This window comes from Streptococcus sp. HMSC073F11, assembly GCF_001810785.1.
In the GTDB taxonomy this organism is placed as follows: Bacteria; Bacillota; Bacilli; order Lactobacillales; family Streptococcaceae; genus Streptococcus.
The window spans coordinates 789,941-806,293 of the sequence record NZ_KV802690.1 but is presented as its reverse complement, the minus strand read 5'-3'; the positions used below and the strand labels follow the sequence as shown (position 1 = coordinate 806,293).

Sequence of the window (16,353 nt, the reverse complement as noted above, 5' to 3'; positions counted from 1 at the left end):
TTTTTATTTTATCAATTTTGGGGTTAAAAGTCTAATCTTTTTCTGAGAGAATTCATCAAGTATCTATAGGGATGTAGATGGAATAAAAATATAGGATAGATATTCTAAGAGCATAAGAATATTTATCCTATATGTGTTTATGAAAAGTTGCTAGATATTTTATGAGCTCGTTTAAGGGTTTACTAACACTATTCTACTTTGTAGAAAAATCCCTCAGTACTACCATTGATGAGTTGGTGTCCAAACCATAAACGATCTTGTGTTGTATCAGATGGGTCAGTATAGCCATTATCTGAAGAAGAGGTGACAGACATGGTTATAGGGATTCCTGCTGGTAAAAAGGCAATAGCTGCACCACCAGCACCACCAGCTTTAGAAAGTAAACTTGCTTTAAGATAGCGGTCGGTTTCTTTAGCATGTTCAATTGAAACTTTGGAATGATCACTTACCAAGCCATTTTTATCGAAAGTAAATTCAATACCTGTACCATTTCTCCAAGTTCCTGCGACACTAGAAAAATCTCCATTTTGAATTGCAGAAATATCCATTCCTTTACTTTCTGATGGAAGGCTTATTTCTCCATTTATGAGGCTTGTGACAGATTTCCAAGAGAAAGACCTTATGTCAAGGTAAGGTGGTTTTGTCCCCAGTCCCTCATCTGTATCTGATTCTCTAACTAACTCTAACCGTGTTCTATCCTGATTCAACTTGTATAGTTTGACTTGGATTTGATTAGCAGATACTCGAGTAGATAATTGGAAATAGCCGTTTTCTAAAGGATTAAAATGAACGCGTTCTCCAATAAAGTCCAGATTATTTTCTGCATTGGTCAGTCGAATAACTTCGTCATTTTTAAGAGTTCGAATATCTAATAAATCGTAATAGTTAGAATACGTTTTTAGACCAATCAAAAGTTCGTCCGTACCATCTTGGTCTAAATCATACAAGCTATACTGTAATCCAGAATATTCGTTAGGATAAGTATTTTTTAAGTTTGCTTTTGAATTGACCTCTGTATGTGAAGCTGGTGAACCATCTAGTACTTTTGCATATTCTTTAAGGACAGTATTGTATAGGGTGTAGTCAGTTTTCTTCTCTTCCGATGTGGAAGTAGATGAACTGCTACTAGAAGTAGTTACTTCAGAACTTGCTGAGGGAGTGTTTTCACTCTGAGGTTGGCAAGCTGTTAGAAGAGAGATAGTTAAAATACTGGCACTGAATAGAAATAATAATTTTTTCATGTATTTAATCTTGCAATTCTAAACCTTGGGCATCTTGGTGCCATTTGCTACCAGTTTTGGAAGTTAAAACTTGAATAGTAATTATAATATTCCAAATAGCATCTGCTAGTAAAACAAATGGCATTAAAATAGGAATGATAGCTAGCAGAGTTATTCCGATACGCTTGTATCCTTGTTTAGAATTTCCGATGTAAAAATCGTAGCCACCGAGTGCTCCTAAAAAAAAGGCAAATAGGGCTGCGGCCAGTTTAGATTTATCACTCACTCCATTTGAATGTTGACTAGAGGTAGCTGGAGATGTGTTATCTATTTTTGAAACAATATACTCATCACCGTTTTGATAAAATTCTACGTAATCACCTACTTGTGGTTCAAAACCAAAACTTTTTCTTGAAATTGCAGTAAATTGGCCATTATTACCTTTTCCAACATAAACTGTTTCATCTTCAATTTTTATCACTTTGTTCATTTAATTGTCTCCTTAATCTATTTCTATTGTATGTTAAACCCACTCACCGTTGTAATTAACACGGTAGCCATCAGGTGTTGTCGTATTGATTGCCAATGCACCAGAGCTATAAGCATAATACCATTTACCAGATACCTTCATCCAGCCAGTTTTCATAGCGCCTGAGTCTTGAAGATAGTACCAGCTACCGTTATCTTTGACCCAACCTGTCTTCATCGCACCTGAGCCGTCGAGATAGTACCAGCTACCGTCTTTTACCCAGCCTGTTTGCATCCAACCAGAGTTGTCAAAACGATACCAAACACCATTGATTTTTCCCCAGCCATTAGTTGTATAGGAACCGTCGGCGTGTTTGTACCACCAACGAGAACCAGATTGTACCCAATTACCTGAGGTATTAGAATTCGAACCTGATTGAGTTGTTGTGTTAGTATTTGAATTTGTCGAAGGATTTCCGATAGTCACATCTTTTCTAACTTTAAAGACACGTTTTCTTGTATCAGTTAAGTCACCGTAAGGCGAACCAGCTTCTCCAGACATCTCCAAAATATATGTTCCATCTGGAAATTGTTCTGAAACAAAAATATCACCTTTAAATTGATTGCTATAAAATAAAGGTTGTAAAAATTGATCACTGACATCTTTAGTTAAGCCACTAAAAATGACAGCATCGTGACTTTGGTACACAATTTTTCCGGTCGCTTTATCAATCAAGGTAACATTTCCCTTAGCAGCATTATCACCTCCATGTGGTAGTGGCTCTGAAAGTTTTCCTTCGAAGCTAAGTCCAAAATAATCAATTTCAACCTTTGTAATTGTTGCTTCTATTTGTTTTTCAGTACTCGTATTCTCGCTAGCTGATACTTGATTAGCTGTGATAACTCCAGTGCCAAGAAGTGATAGAGCTGATATAGTTGCAAGTGTGAATTTTTTAGTTTGTTTGTGCATTCATTTAATACTCCCTATTTTTATTTGTTGTAAAGTAATCAGTTTGTCCAAAAACCTAGACTTTTTTGGACAAACTTGATAAAATTGAAGTGTAATAATAATCGGTCAAAATGCTTGATTTTAGAACATTTTTTCTAACGAAAACGGTTCTAAAAGAGAATGTATTTCTTGTCCAAAAAATCCTAGGTTTTTTGACAAGAACTATGAATTTTTTATCCAATTATGAAAGGTGCTTTTTGATACTCCTAAGATGTCTGCACCTTCTCGTAAGGTTATTTCTTTTTTCTTATATTGAGCTATCACATTAGGGAGATTATTTGGGACAACTAATTTTGGTCTACCGAATTTCTTCCCTTTTTTCTTTGCCTCTCGTATTCCTTCCATTTGTCTTTGTTTGATTTGTTCTCTTTCAAACTGTGCCACATAAGACAGAACTTGTAAAACGATATCGGAGATTAGTTTTCCTGTGATATTATCATTGCTATTCTTTGTGTTTAATAAGGGGAAATCTAAAACAGTTATATTTACTTTCTTTTTCTTAGTAATTGCTTGCCATTGTTCTAAAATTTCATCATAGTTTCTTCCCAATCTATCAATTGATTTAATAACCAATTCATCATTCTCTTTCAAGGTAGTTAATAATTTTTGATATTCTATTCTGTCAAAATCTTTTCTTGAAACGTAATCAATAAAAATATTCTCTTTTGATAATTTATTTTCTACTAAGGCTGAAAATTACCTATCAATATTTTGTTCTCTTGTAGATACTCGAACATAACCGTAACGCATAAGGCTACCACCTATCTTTTTATCTCTATTTTAGACAAAAAGAAAACTACCGCCCATAATGAGTGGTAGTTTGGTGTACTCTTTGCTACTGTATTTTTTTGCCAAGATTTTGTCTTGGATGCGTGAATAGTAGTGTTGGATAAAAAATCTTAAGGACTTAAAAATCCTTTTAAACCAACCTTTTTGATGTTTACAAAAATTAAAAACAGTATGTTCAATTTTTGCATGTTCATCATGGTGATTTATAGTTTCCTTTTATCTTATTTTCATTTTTATTTTATCAATTTTGGGGTTAAAAGTCTATTGTTAGTATAAATCCCCTAACATTAAATTACCGAAGAGATTTTCGAAGAGTACGAGTCTGGAACATGGAAACAGCAGTTGATTTCAAGAAACAAAAAAGAACAGCCGAAGCTGTCTTTTTATTATTATTTGAGACCGTATTTTTTGTTGAAACGATCCACGCGTCCATCTGCTTGAGTGAACTTTTGACGTCCAGTGTAGAATGGGTGTGAGTCTGATGAAATTTCCACACGGATCAATGGGTAAGTTTCGCCTTCGAACTCAACTGTTTCGTTAGAGCGTTTTGTTGAACCGCTAAGGAATTGGTAACCAGTAGTTGTGTCCATGAAGACAACTGGACGATATTCTGGATGGATATCTTTTTTCATTTTGCAATATTTCCTTTCTGCCATGGTCTCTTTGCGAGCCATAGATTGTTACCATACTAGTCTATCAGATTCTGAAAAGTTTGGCAAGTATTTTATCAGTTTTTAAGCAAGTTTTTTAACTTTTGGTAGATGATTTCGTTTTCTTCTAAACTATAGGAATTAGCACCGCTTGCTAGAGGGTGGCCTCCTCCATCATGTTCTTTGGCAATTTCATTGATAGGATGGATTTTACTACGTAAGCGAACACGGTAGTGGCCATCAGCCTGCTCCACAAAAATTCCCCAGAGACTGACGCTGTCAATGCGTCCAGGTGCACCGACAATGGCGGCAGTTTCAGCATCGGTAACATCGAATCGTTTTAAGATTTCCTGACTAAGGATAACGCGCGCCGCACCATTTTCATCCACTTCCAGATGATCGTAGATGTAGCCTTGAAGTTTAGCAATTTTATAACTCATAGTATCCATTTTGCGAGTGAGAGCCGCAAAGTCAAAGTTATGTTCTCTCAAATAAGCAGCAAGGCGAAGAGTCCGTGCAGTGGTAGAAGGGTAGAGGAAGCGACCTGTATCACCAACAATACCTGCAAAGAGCAACTCAGCAGCGTGATCGGACAAGGCCAGTTGGGTTGTTTGGGCAAATAGGGTAATCATCTCACTAGCGCTGCTTGAACTAGTATCCACCCAAGATAGGTCACCATATACATCATCATTTGGATGGTGATCAATCTTAATGAGAAAATCGCCTTGACTATAGCGCTTATCATCAATACGAGCAGTATTCGCTGTATCACAGACGATGACAAGGGCACCTTGGTAGGCACTATCTTCAACAGAATCCATTTCAGCCATCCAAGTAAGAGTTGGTTCATCAAAACCAACGGCTTTGATGGTTTTTTCTGGGAAATGATGTTTGAGAAGAGCTTTCAATCCCACCTGACTTCCCAAGGCATCTGGGTCTGGTTTCATATGACGGTGAATGATAATCGTGTCGTATTCTTTGATTTTTTCTAAAATTTGATGGCAAATGTCCATAAATAACCTCAATTCTTTCTCATTTCATTGTAGCACAAGAATTTTTATTTTTAAAATGAAAAAGATGTGATATAATGGAGAAAGATAAATTGAGGAGGACGATATGGCATTAGCAAAAATTGTATTTGCCAGTATGACCGGTAATACCGAAGAAATTGCAGATATTGTAGCAGACAAATTACGTGACTTGGGCTTGGATGTCGATGTTGATGAATGTACAACTGTTGACGCTTCAGACTTCTTGGAAGCAGACATCGCTATCGTTGCGACCTATACTTATGGTGATGGAGAATTGCCAGATGAGATGATGGACTTCTACGAAGATCTAGCTGATCTCAATTTGAATGGTAAAATCTACGGAGTGGTCGGCTCAGGAGATACCTTCTACGATGAATTCTGTAAAGCTGTTGATGATTTTGACCGTGTCTTTGTTTCAACAGGAGCAGAAAAAGGTTCAGAGTGTGTTAAAGTTGATCTTTCTGCCGAAGAAGAAGATATTGAACGCTTGGAACAATTCGCAGAAGAATTGGCTGCTAAAGTAGGATAAGCATAAACGTGCGCTGATGCAATCAATCAGTGCATTTTTCTTATCGAGAGTTGGGATTTTACTAGCCTATTTGGTGGCTTTTTGATACAATAATTCAAACAAAGGAGGAGACTGTATGGATTTAGATATTATTCGTCAAGAAATTGATCAAATCGACGACCAAATTGTCAAACTGTTAGAAAAACGAATGCATTTGGTTGAGGGCGTAGTTGCCTATAAGAAAGCTTCAGGTAAACCGATTTTAGATACTAAGAGAGAAGAAGTTATTTTTGAAAAGGTTAGAAGTCGTGTAGAGGACAAGCGCTATCAGGAGACTATTGTCGCGACTTTTTCTGACATACTCAAACGTTCGCGTGATTATCAGGATCAAAACATCAAATGAAAAAAGAACAATTTTATCCGCTAGGGATTTTTCTAGCTGCTATGTTGGGTGGACTTGTCCGCTACCTAGTTTCCACTTGGTTACCAGCCAGTCCAGATTTCCCTTGGGGCACCCTTCTTGCCAACTATCTAGGCATTTTCTGCTTGGTGTATCTTGTTAAGGGCTATTTAGTCTATAAGGGAACCAGTAAAGGCGTTATTTTAGCACTGGGGACGGGCTTTTGCGGAGGTTTAACAACCTTTTCTAGTCTCATGCTTGATGCTGTGAAACTGCTTGATACAGGGCGTTATCTTAGCCTAGTCTTGTATCTCATTTTAAGCGTGGGTGGAGGCCTGCTCTTGGCTTACTATTTGGGGAGGAAGAAATGGTAATCGTCTATCTTGCAATTGCTTGTGGTTTCGGAGCTTTAGTGCGCTATTTCTTTTCCCTCTATAATCAAGCTTCTAAATTGCCACTCGGAACGCTCATAGCCAATCTTTTAGGTTGTTTTTTAATTGGATTATTCTACAATCATGTGGAGTCTAAGGAAGTCTATGCTATCCTAGCGACAGGTTTCTGTGGTGGGTTGACGACCTTTTCAACTCTGAATGACGAGCTGCAAAGACTAATCAGTGACAAGAAGGTATTTTATAGCTATTTAGCCTCAACATACATAGGCGGTTTTCTAGCGATTTTTTTAGGAATTCTGCTATAAATTTCTTTACTTTTAGGTGGAAATTTGGTAAACTGTATCTTGTGTGTAATGGACGCACAAAAATACAGTTTATCCGCTGAGGAAGGTTCCTCAAGATTGACAAAGATAGGAGAATAAAATGAATCCATTAATCCAAAGCTTGACTGAAGGTCAACTTCGTACAGATATCCCATCATTCCGTCCTGGTGACACTGTTCGTGTACACGCGAAAGTTGTCGAAGGTAACCGTGAACGTATCCAGATTTTTGAAGGTGTTGTTATCGCACGTAAAGGTGCTGGTATCTCAGAAAACTACACAGTTCGTAAAATCTCTAACGGTGTAGGTGTTGAGCGTATCTTCCCAATCCACACTCCACGTGTTGAAAAGATCGAAGTTGTTCGTTACGGTAAAGTACGTCGTGCGAAATTGTACTACTTGCGTGCACTTCAAGGTAAGGCAGCTCGTATCAAAGAAATCCGTCGTTAATTCGACTAAAAAACTCTGCTTACCCAGCAGAGTTTTTCTCTAGCTCCCTTAGTTCAATGGATATAACAACTCCCTCCTAAGGAGTAGTTGCAGGTTCGATTCCTGCAGGGGGCATTTTTAGAAATGTAAACAAATACAAAGAAAATTCAAAGTGTTTATTTAAAGGCAATCATCACAAGTTCATTTTTAAAAATAATTAAGTATTTTTTGTCTTTTTGACCAAATCATGACCAAATTTTGACCAAAAATTATACTTTGGTCAATGACTATAGAATAAAATGGATCATGAAAATGTCTTTGATTTATAGTAGTGTTAAAAAAGGACTTCCTTTATTGGAATGTCCTTATTTTTATTGATTATGGAATTGACAAATGAGGTTAAGGTTCAGATCTATGAACTCAGAAAGCAAGTACAAATCCTTGAATTATCAAATTAAGTGCACATTTTCTCGAACTCATCCTCTAGAACTTCACTTCCACCTAAAACAAGGTGTTTTGCCAGTTTGTCAAGCGACGTCTAGCGCCATAGAGCCCTACGACTTTACAAGACACCACTACTTTAACATAAAGAAAAAGTAGTGAATACTCTCTCCCGTCGGAAATTTCTTCACTACTAATCTTAGTATGTTTTCTACAGCAAAATAGGCTCCATAATCCCTATAGTGGTTTTACCCACTACAGAAATTATAGAGCCCTTTTCTTTTACCTTTTCTGAAAAAGGAGTATAATAGGGGCGAAAATATAAAATCGTTTTAATGATTTAGAATCGAGGAAAGGATTATGAGTAATTCTAGTCAGAAAGGTGCTAAATTAGGGACCTGTGCCCCTGATCAGGTTTATCAGGTGTTGCAAACAAGTCCTCAAGGCTTAAACTCACAAGAAGTCCAGAAAAGGCAGGCGACTTACGGGCCTAACCAATTAAAGGAGAGTAAACAAGAACCTATTTGGTTGACTTTTGTCAGACATTTTACCAGTCTCATGGCCCTCTTATTGTGGGTTGGTGGCTTTATCGCTATGCTTTCTCATAGTCTAGAGTTGGGGATTGCTATCTGGTTGGTCAACATTATTAATGGTCTCTTTAGTTTTATTCAAGAATATAGAGCAAGTCAGGCTACGGCAGCCCTTAATAAGCTTCTTCCATCTTACACACGGGTTCTTCGGGATGGGAAGGAAGATAAGATTCTTGCTCAGGACTTGGTGCCAGGGGACTTGGTTTTCATTGAAGAAGGAGACCGTATTTCTGCAGATGGACGCTTGATTGCTGTGACAGATTTGCGGGTTAATCAGTCTGCTCTTACTGGTGAGTCTAACCCTATTTACAAGTCAGACCAAGCGGATTTAGATCCTGAAAAAACCGAGTTAGAATATGACAATATGGTGTTTGCTGGAACTACAGTTTCTTCTGGGTCTGGGTGTTTTATAGTATCTGCTATCGGAATGGAAACAGAGTTTGGACAAATTGCAGATTTGACACAAAACCTTACTCAGGAAAAAAGCCCTCTTCAGAAAGAATTAGATCATTTGACCAAGCAAATTTCAGTAATTGCAGTCTCTATTGGTCTCTTCTTTATGGTTGCAGCAACCCTATTTGTTCACCAACCTTTGTCTCAATCCTTTATCTTTGCCCTGGGTATGATTGTTGCCTTTATTCCTGAGGGGCTTCTTCCCACGGTTACCCTATCTCTAGCCATGGCCGTTCAGCGCATGGCTAAGGATCATGCTTTGGTTAAGAAGTTGTCTTCGGTTGAGACTCTTGGAGCGACCTCTGTTATTTGCTCAGATAAAACAGGGACCCTAACTCAAAACGCCATGACAGTTAATCATTTATGGACCTTGTCAGGTAATTATGAGGTAACTGGACTAGGTTATGCACCAGAAGGGCATATTGAGAAGGATGGCCGCCCTGTTTCTCTGAAGGAGAATGACCTCGTGAATCGTTTGGTTCGCTTTTCTCATTTGGCTAGTAATGCACAGGTTGTGGAACCTAGTGCTGATAATCCCAATTATACGATTTTAGGTGATCCGACTGAGGCTTGTCTTAATGTTTTAGCCGAAAAAGCAGGGATTAATTTAAATGAAAATCACGCTTGGGCTCCTCGTATCAAAGAAATTCCCTTTGATTCTGATCGTAAACGAATGACAACGGTACATAGTCTCGAAAAAGGTCTAGATGGCAGTCACCATATTTCCATCACTAAGGGTGCGCCTAAAGAAGTGATGGAACTTTGCTCAGACTATTATGATGGTCAAGGGGCAATCAAATCTATGACTGCTGCAGAACGTCAGGCTATTCTTGCTGCTAACGATAAATTTGCTCGTGACGGCTTGCGTGTTTTAGCTGTGGCTTATAGACCCTTAGAAAGTGATCATATTGGAGAAGACAAGTGGGATATGCAGACTTTGGAAGAAAATATGGTTTTTCTGGGTCTTGTTGCCATGAGTGATCCCCCACGTCAGGGTGTACGTGAAGCTATTGCAAAATGTCACCGAGCTAATATTCGTATTATCATGGTTACAGGTGACTATGGCTTGACGGCTCTTAGTATTGCCAAGAAAATCGGAATTGTGCAGGGTGATGATGCGCGTGTTGTTTCAGGACTTGAACTGGCTGACATGGATGACGATCAGCTTAAAGAAGCGCTTAAAGGCGAGATTGTTTTTGCCCGTGTAGCCCCTGAACAAAAATATCGTGTAGTCAATGCACTTCAGGAACTTGATGAAGTTGTTGCTGTTACTGGTGATGGAGTAAATGATGCCCCTGCTCTGAAAAAGGCTGATATCGGGGTAGCTATGGGAATATCCGGAACTGACGTCGCCAAGGAATCTGCCGATATGATTTTAACGGATGATCACTTTGCTTCTATTGTCCATGCTGTTGAAGAGGGACGTGCTGTTTATCGAAATATTCAAAAATTCCTGACCTATATTTTTAATTCCAATACACCGGAAGCTGTACCATCTGCCTTCTTCTTGTTCTCTTTGGGGCGCATTCCTCTTCCTTTAACCGTTATGCAAATCCTAGCTATTGACTTAGGAACAGATATGGTACCTGCTTTGGGATTGGGGGTTGAACCACCTGAAGAAGGAGTGATGGACAAGCCACCAAGACGTTTATCGGACCGCTTACTTAATCGCCAACTATTGCTTAAAGCTTTTGTCTGGTATGGATTGATTGAAGCAACCTTGGCTATGGGTGCTTTCTTCCTTAATTATTGGGTAAATCAAGGAAATTTGAACCATCTGGCTAGCTCAGGTCCCCTCTATCGAGAGGCAACCACCATGACTTTGGGAGCGATTATCTTTACTCAGATTGGTATGGCCATGAATAGCCGTAAGGGTAGGGGCTCTATATTCCAAGTTAAACTTTTTGCTAATAGGATTATTAGCTTAGGAATTGTTCTAGAAATTGTTCTCTTTATTATCCTATCTTATCTACCGCTCTTCCACACGCTATTTAACACAGCCCCAATTGGACTTGATGATTGGCTCTATTTACTTGCTTGTCCCTTTGTTATTATGGCTTTGGAAGAAATCAGATATCGCTTATTTTCTACCATTTGTCAAGTCTATCAAGGCTTTAATTAAAAAAAGAGATAAGACAGTAGCTATTCTGAGGTTACTGTCTTATTTTTAACACTTTTTGATCTATAAAAGGGCATGCTAAAAAACACCTCATCTGGTATTTTTTAAAACAAGGTGTTACAATAATACGGCATAGACAGCCTTATCGATTTTGGGTCAAAGAATAATCGTAAAGTTTGTTATGCGTAATGAGGTAATACATTGTTCTGATAAGACGATGTATAGAGGCAATCGTATGTGGCTTAGTTGAAGCTATTGTCGATTGTCTTTTTCGATTCTCATAAAAGTCAGCGATATGACAGGGATTGGTATGACTAGCTGAAGCGATGTTGTGAATGCACTTGAACAAGATTTTTCTGGCATAGGGATTACCTCGTTTAGTGATGTGTTCCTTAGCGAGAAAGTTCCCAGATTCATAGTGTCTTAGGTCAATGCCAATAAAAGCGTTGATTTGATTAGTAGACTGAAAGCGCCGAATATCTCCTAATTCGCCAATGATAGATGTCGCTGTGGTTTCTGCGATGCCAGGAATTGACCGTAAGATGTCATACTCTGGTAAAGGCTGAGCTAGAGCTACCATGTCGTTTAAGACAACTTGTCTGCGTTCAGAAAGACGAAGCAATTCTTGAGCATAGTAACGAACCTCTTCAAGCATTGGGGAGATTTTCTTGACCGCACAAAAAGATTGTTTAGCGAGTTTTATAAGTTTATCAGTCAGGTAAGCAATACGCTTTTCAGAGATGCGTTTGGAGGTAGATTGACGGATAATCTCATACAAGTCACTTTGAGATAGGTTTAATACAAACTCCTTACATGGAAAAGCCATCACTAAGTTCCAATATTGCTATCCAGTTGGTGTAGATAAGAGATTTTCCAATTCAGGAAAGGTGACTTGTAGAACCTTGTGCAGACGGTTTTTAGCTCTAACAATGTCTTCAGTCATATTTTGATAGAAACGGCTTAAATCACGCAGGTGTTGATAAACTTCTTCCTGAACGTAAGTTGGTTTACGATTGTGCACAAGCTGAGATTTAGCCAACTTTTCAGCGTCAATTTTATCTGTTTTACGAACTCGCAGACTGTCTAATTGCTTCTTAGCTTCCAGTGGATTTAGCCGTGTATAAGCGTAACCGCATTCCTCAAGAAAGGCCTGAAGACGTCGAGAATAGACGCCTGTGGCCTCAAATATAATCTCAGGGTTATGAACTGTTTTCAAGTCGCCCAATAGGCGATTGAAACCAAAGGCATCATTGAGTATGGTGTAGCCATGAACCTTCTCACCGTTGACTAAAATTGCCACCTCAGAACTTGTTTTGCTGACATCAATTCGAAATACTGCACGCATGACATTACCTCTTTTGTCTTGAATAATTCCATGTTTTAGTGATTTTATTTTCAATACGCGACGTTTAGCGTCCCACATACTTTGATCAAACTCCACCTAAAACAAGGTGTTTTGCCAGTTTGTCAAGCGACGTCTAGCGCCATAGAGCCCTACGACTTTACAAGACACCACTACTTTAACATAAAGAAAAAGTAGTGAATACTCTCTCCCGTCGGAAATTTCTTCACTACTAATCTTAGTATGTTTGTCAACTGTAGTGGGTTGAAAAAAGCTAACATCTGGAGAGGACGATCGTCCTTCTCTCCATTTTTATATTCAGAGCGATGAAAATTCGTTTCTTAAAGTTTTCAAAGTTCCGAAAACCAAAGGCATTACGCTTGATAAGTTTAATAAGCTCTAAATTTTTAGTATTATGCTCATCAAGAGGTTCGGAATACTCTAGTGGTGGATCATTAAGTTTAGCGACTAAATATTGGTCTTTAGGTTCAGGATGGAATCCTCTACAGAATTCACAAGCATATTTAGCAGCAGATCAAAATTATAATCACAGAATCACGTTAAATGAATTGTATACATACTCTCGTGAACAAGTTTTGAAACAAAATTCTAAACAGCATATTGAAGTTTATCCAGATAACAGTCAATTTGTTTTATTCAAGAAATAAGGAGGAAATAAAATGAAAGTATCAAAAAAAATTACACTATTTAGTTTGTCTCTAGCAGGTTTAGCTTTACTAGCTTTCCCTCATTCAGGAAAGGCATTTGAGCTTAAAGAAGAATGGGTTATCAAGGGCGGTATTCGATACGAGAATGGGAAAGTCAGTAAGATTAATAATGGATACGAAGTAAATATTAAAGTATTAGATCTGCCTAGTACTAGCGAAATCGAATGGACAGTTAGTTTAAATGGAGAAAAGCAAAATACTAACTTCTTAGCTGAGGAAAGAACTGTATCTAAAACTGAAGATAAGGGACGTTTCTTGCACTTTTATATCCCCTATGGATGTCGTGGAGATATTGTAGTAGATGCTAAGAGTGGAAACGAAGTGAAGATATGGTCTACTAAGGTAGTTGATGATGTTTATTCAGATGACGCTAAGAGTGGTTACTTCGTTATCGATGGGGGGCAGTAATTAGATATCAAAAACCGCTCAGCCGAGCGGTTTTCGTCTATTCTTTCCTTTTACAGTACCCATGTACGAATAGCATGGGCTACGCCAGATTCGTCATTTGTTTTAGTGATGTATTTGGCGATTTTTTTGAGTTCTGGGTTTCCATTTTCCATGACAACGGGATTGCCCACGACTTCCAGCATGGCGCGGTCATTTTCTTCGTCCCCGATGGCCATGGTTTCATCTTTGGTTAATCCGAGTTTTTCAGCTAAGTGAGTGATGGCTGAGCCCTTGTCTACATTCTTTTTAAGGAGTTCTAGGTAGAAAGGAGCAGATTTGTTGATAGAGTAGCGTTCGTAAAATTCTGCTGGGATTTTTTCAATCGCAGCATCCAGAATCTCTGGTTCATCGATGAACATACATTTGACGATTTCCTTGCCCGCCATTTCTTCAGGTGTGCGGTAGAAGATGGGCATGCTGACGAGGGTTGATTCGTGCACTGTATATTTTCCGATATTGCGATTTGCAGTGTAGATTCCATCCTTGGTAATGGCGTGCATGTGAACACCAAGCTTACGACTGAGAAATTCCATATCCAGATAATCCTCATAGGTCAAGGATTCGCTGATAATCTCATGACCTGTAGCAGTTTCTTGGACAAGGGCACCGTTGAAGGTTACAACATAGTCGCCCTCGTCTCTCAGATGCAAGTCGTCCAGAAGTTTGGCAACACCTGCGATAGGGCGGCCAGTTGCAATGACGACTTTGACACCAGATTCTTTTGCATCTTGGATGGCAGAAAAGACTTCAGGAGTAATCTCCTTTTGGCTATTGACTAGGGTTCCGTCGATATCGACGGCGATTAGTTTAATACTCATAAATTTCCTCTTCTAGTTTTTATTTGGGGTAAAATGATCGTTCTCAATCAAGTGTAAAAATTGCTGGGTGATGCTAGCGAAGATACTGTTTTGGTCCAACATTTCTTTTGGAAAATAGAAACGATTATCTCCGTGGCGACTGCCAGCAAGGGATTGGACGATAGGAGACAGGCTAGAGAGTTCGGCCAGTTCTCCATTTTTTTGTAAAATCTCAATCTGTGTCCGTGGATTTTCAGATTCGGGACGATAAATATCATAAGGGAGGTCAAAGTTCTTATGAATAGCAGTATAGTAGTCGGGATCAAAGCCAATGTCCTCAACCAATTTTCTCATGCTAGCAAGTTGGTCTTGGTCTTCTTGTGAAAAGGTAATGGATTTAAAGACCTTGCGGTTGACAAAGCGTTGCGACAAATCTGCGAGAATCTTGTCAGGACTGGTCATCCAGAGCTGGAAGTAGGTATTCATCACACCATCATCCAGAGCTAGATAGTCAGACAAGGTCACATTTTTTTCAAAGAATGGCAGGAGATGTGGAGAAGTTCGTGCAAAGAAGTCCTTGTCCTCAGGATAGAGTTCCTTGGCGCGTTTGAGGAGATTCTGCAGGAGAACTTCCATGGCTCGTGTTGCTGGGTGGAAATAGACCTGCATATACATCTGGTAGCGACTGAGGACGTAGTCTTCGATGGCGTGCATGCCATTGCGCTGAAAGGCGATACCATTTTCGACAGGGCGAATGACTCGGAGGATTCGAGTCAGGTCAAATTCTCCATAGGATGCTCCTGTAAAATAGGAGTCACGCAAGAGATAGTCCATGCGGTCTGCATCAATCTGGCTAGAAATGAGTTGCACGACCTGCTTGTTAGGATAGGTATGGTCGATGACACTGGCTACCTTTTCTGGAAAATCTGGCGCCACTTGTAGCAGGACTTGGTGAATCTCCGTTTCAGGACTTTGAATAATCTCCTGAGTAATGGCTTCGTGGTCTGTATCAAAGAGATGTTCAAAAGTATGGGAGTAGGCACCATGCCCAAGGTCATGTAGGAGAGCAGCGGTCATGGTCAAGAGAGACTCGGCAGGATTCCATTCTTCAGGATATTTTTCTTCAAAAATCTCCGTGATGCGTCGTGCAATTTCATAGACTCCTAGACAGTGAGAGAAGCGACTGTGTTCTCCACCGTGGAAGGTGTAACTGGAAGTTCCCAGTTGTTTGATACGACGCAAACGCTGAAATTCTTTTGTATTAATCAAGTCATAGATGATTTGATTATTGACATGGATGTAGTTGTGAACTGGGTCACGGAATACTTTTTCGTTCATATGACCATTATAGCAAAAAGCTAGAGTTTTTGGTAAAATAGTAGGACAAGAGATAAGAAAGAGGACCTGATGTGAAGATTCGGATGCGAAATACGATTCAGTTTGATGAGCAGTTGGAAGTGATTGACCAACTTTATGACGTGGAAGTGCATGAAAAGGGAGATTATAGCTATTTGCTTTTCTACAATGAGGAAGAGGAAAAAGTGGTGATTAAATTTCATGGTCAAGAACTTGTGATGAGCCGATTTTCCAATCCCAAGACCATTATGCGCTTTCTAAAGGATAGTGATAGTTTAGCCTATATTCCTACACCTATGGGCATGCAGGAGTTTATCATCCAAACGAGCCATTATCAAGTTGATGGGCAAAAGATTGAACTAGATTATCAACTACAAAATCAAGAGGGACATCCCTTTGCCAGCTATCAATTGGAAATTACTTGGGGCTAGTCTCTTGTTTTTTTCAAATTTAGCCAGCTATCTTCTTGGATTGGACTGCTAATGTGGTAGATTAGGCTATTTTTTGGTATAATAAAAGTTATGGAAATCGAAAAAACCAATCGTATGAATGCGCTCTTTGAATTTTATGCGGCGCTTTTGACAGACAAGCAAATGAATTATATAGAGCTCTACTACGCTGATGATTACAGCCTTGCTGAGATTGCCGAGGAGTTTGGTGTCAGTCGTCAGGCTGTCTATGATAATATCAAGCGGACAGAAAAGACTCTGGAAGATTATGAGATGAAATTGCACATGTACTCGGACTACATTGTCCGCAGTCAGATTTTTGACCAGATTTTGGAGCGCTATCCCAAGGATGATTTTCTGCAGGAGCAGATAGAAATTTTAACAAGCATTGATAATAGAGAATAAGAGGAAGAA

At 39.1% G+C, this 16,353-nt stretch carries 16 protein-coding genes, 1 tRNA gene and 3 pseudogenes; 10 read left to right on the top strand and 10 right to left on the bottom strand.

The features are described 5' to 3' along the window. Window positions 1-188: 188 nt before the first annotated feature. The 6 genes from HMPREF2764_RS05565 to HMPREF2764_RS05540 all read right to left on the bottom strand — a co-directional run bounded on the left by HMPREF2764_RS05565 (window position 189) and on the right by HMPREF2764_RS05540 (window position 5,149). Window positions 189-1,241 carry a DUF6287 domain-containing protein gene (locus tag HMPREF2764_RS05565; protein WP_070527827.1) on the bottom strand — a complete coding sequence of 351 codons (1,053 nt, stop codon included), beginning with the start codon at window positions 1,239-1,241 and terminating at the stop codon, window positions 189-191. A 4-nt stretch (window positions 1,242-1,245) separates the two neighbouring features. Then, window positions 1,246-1,710, bottom strand: a complete 465-nt coding sequence (locus HMPREF2764_RS05560; protein ID WP_045607081.1) for a hypothetical protein — start codon at window positions 1,708-1,710, stop codon at window positions 1,246-1,248. 33 nt (window positions 1,711-1,743) lie between these two features. Beyond that, the gene (locus HMPREF2764_RS10405) at window positions 1,744-2,622 is read right to left on the bottom strand and encodes an N-acetylmuramoyl-L-alanine amidase family protein (protein ID WP_398578122.1); all 879 of its coding nucleotides are present in this window, start codon (window positions 2,620-2,622) and stop codon (window positions 1,744-1,746) included. 237 nt (window positions 2,623-2,859) lie between these two features. Then, complete coding sequence (locus tag HMPREF2764_RS05550) at window positions 2,860-3,354, bottom strand: recombinase family protein (RefSeq protein WP_261673654.1); 495 nt, start codon at window positions 3,352-3,354, stop codon at window positions 2,860-2,862. Between the two features lie 521 nt (window positions 3,355-3,875). Continuing rightward, window positions 3,876-4,118 carry a type B 50S ribosomal protein L31 gene (locus tag HMPREF2764_RS05545; RefSeq protein ID WP_000710764.1) on the bottom strand — a complete coding sequence of 81 codons (243 nt, stop codon included), beginning with the start codon at window positions 4,116-4,118 and terminating at the stop codon, window positions 3,876-3,878. Window positions 4,119-4,213: 95 nt separating this feature from the next. Next, on the bottom strand, window positions 4,214-5,149 hold the full coding sequence (locus HMPREF2764_RS05540; protein WP_070527821.1) for a DHH family phosphoesterase: 936 nt from the start codon (window positions 5,147-5,149) through the stop codon (window positions 4,214-4,216). A gap of 103 nt (window positions 5,150-5,252) precedes the next feature. Here HMPREF2764_RS05540 and HMPREF2764_RS05535 point away from each other — a divergent pair, with 103 nt between their 5' ends. The 7 genes from HMPREF2764_RS05535 to HMPREF2764_RS05505 all read left to right on the top strand — a co-directional run bounded on the left by HMPREF2764_RS05535 (window position 5,253) and on the right by HMPREF2764_RS05505 (window position 10,823). Next, window positions 5,253-5,696: a flavodoxin gene (locus tag HMPREF2764_RS05535; RefSeq protein ID WP_001162128.1), complete on the top strand. Its 444-nt coding sequence runs from the start codon at window positions 5,253-5,255 to the stop codon at window positions 5,694-5,696. A gap of 115 nt (window positions 5,697-5,811) precedes the next feature. Continuing rightward, entirely contained in the window at window positions 5,812-6,078 is a 267-nt protein-coding gene (locus HMPREF2764_RS05530) for a chorismate mutase (protein WP_061588092.1), read from the top strand. After that, window positions 6,075-6,449 (top strand): fluoride efflux transporter CrcB, encoded by a 375-nt coding sequence (crcB, locus tag HMPREF2764_RS05525; RefSeq protein WP_070527818.1) that lies wholly within the window; start codon window positions 6,075-6,077, stop codon window positions 6,447-6,449. Before HMPREF2764_RS05530 ends, crcB (HMPREF2764_RS05525) begins: the two co-directional genes overlap by 4 nt. After that, the gene (gene crcB, locus HMPREF2764_RS05520) at window positions 6,443-6,772 is read left to right on the top strand and encodes a fluoride efflux transporter CrcB (protein WP_070527815.1); all 330 of its coding nucleotides are present in this window, start codon (window positions 6,443-6,445) and stop codon (window positions 6,770-6,772) included. The genes crcB (HMPREF2764_RS05525) and crcB (HMPREF2764_RS05520) overlap by 7 nt, the downstream gene beginning before the upstream one ends. Before the next feature lie 118 nt (window positions 6,773-6,890). Continuing rightward, on the top strand, window positions 6,891-7,238 hold the full coding sequence (gene rplS / locus HMPREF2764_RS05515; RefSeq protein WP_001068669.1) for a 50S ribosomal protein L19: 348 nt from the start codon (window positions 6,891-6,893) through the stop codon (window positions 7,236-7,238). A gap of 42 nt (window positions 7,239-7,280) precedes the next feature. Then, window positions 7,281-7,352: transfer RNA gene (locus HMPREF2764_RS05510), tRNA-Arg, on the top strand. Window positions 7,353-8,018: 666 nt separating this feature from the next. Then, complete coding sequence (locus HMPREF2764_RS05505) at window positions 8,019-10,823, top strand: cation-translocating P-type ATPase (protein ID WP_070527812.1); 2,805 nt, start codon at window positions 8,019-8,021, stop codon at window positions 10,821-10,823. Window positions 10,824-10,962: 139 nt separating this feature from the next. Here HMPREF2764_RS05505 and HMPREF2764_RS05500 read toward each other — a convergent pair. Both HMPREF2764_RS05500 and HMPREF2764_RS10020 read right to left on the bottom strand, forming a co-directional pair. Then, window positions 10,963-12,165 (bottom strand): annotated as a pseudogene (locus HMPREF2764_RS05500) (IS110 family transposase). A gap of 271 nt (window positions 12,166-12,436) precedes the next feature. After that, window positions 12,437-12,559, bottom strand: a pseudogene (locus tag HMPREF2764_RS10020) (transposase); the annotation flags it as partial. A 283-nt stretch (window positions 12,560-12,842) separates the two neighbouring features. Here HMPREF2764_RS10020 and HMPREF2764_RS05495 point away from each other — a divergent pair. Further along, a pseudogene (locus tag HMPREF2764_RS05495) lies at window positions 12,843-13,295 on the top strand (N-acetylmuramoyl-L-alanine amidase family protein); the annotation flags it as partial. Window positions 13,296-13,348: 53 nt separating this feature from the next. Here HMPREF2764_RS05495 and yidA read toward each other — a convergent pair. Together yidA and HMPREF2764_RS05485 are read right to left on the bottom strand one after the other, a co-directional pair. Further along, complete coding sequence (gene yidA, locus HMPREF2764_RS05490) at window positions 13,349-14,155, bottom strand: sugar-phosphatase (RefSeq protein ID WP_070527808.1); 807 nt, start codon at window positions 14,153-14,155, stop codon at window positions 13,349-13,351. Between the two features lie 12 nt (window positions 14,156-14,167). After that, window positions 14,168-15,472, bottom strand: coding sequence for an HD domain-containing protein (locus tag HMPREF2764_RS05485; protein ID WP_045607053.1), 1,305 nt, complete (start codon window positions 15,470-15,472; stop codon window positions 14,168-14,170). Between the two features lie 71 nt (window positions 15,473-15,543). Here HMPREF2764_RS05485 and HMPREF2764_RS05480 point away from each other — a divergent pair, with 71 nt between their 5' ends. Together HMPREF2764_RS05480 and HMPREF2764_RS05475 are read left to right on the top strand one after the other, a co-directional pair. Then, window positions 15,544-15,921, top strand: coding sequence for a YwiB family protein (locus HMPREF2764_RS05480; RefSeq protein WP_083306599.1), 378 nt, complete (start codon window positions 15,544-15,546; stop codon window positions 15,919-15,921). Window positions 15,922-16,011: 90 nt separating this feature from the next. Continuing rightward, window positions 16,012-16,344, top strand: coding sequence for a putative DNA-binding protein (locus tag HMPREF2764_RS05475; protein WP_070527803.1), 333 nt, complete (start codon window positions 16,012-16,014; stop codon window positions 16,342-16,344). Window positions 16,345-16,353: the final 9 nt, after the last annotated feature.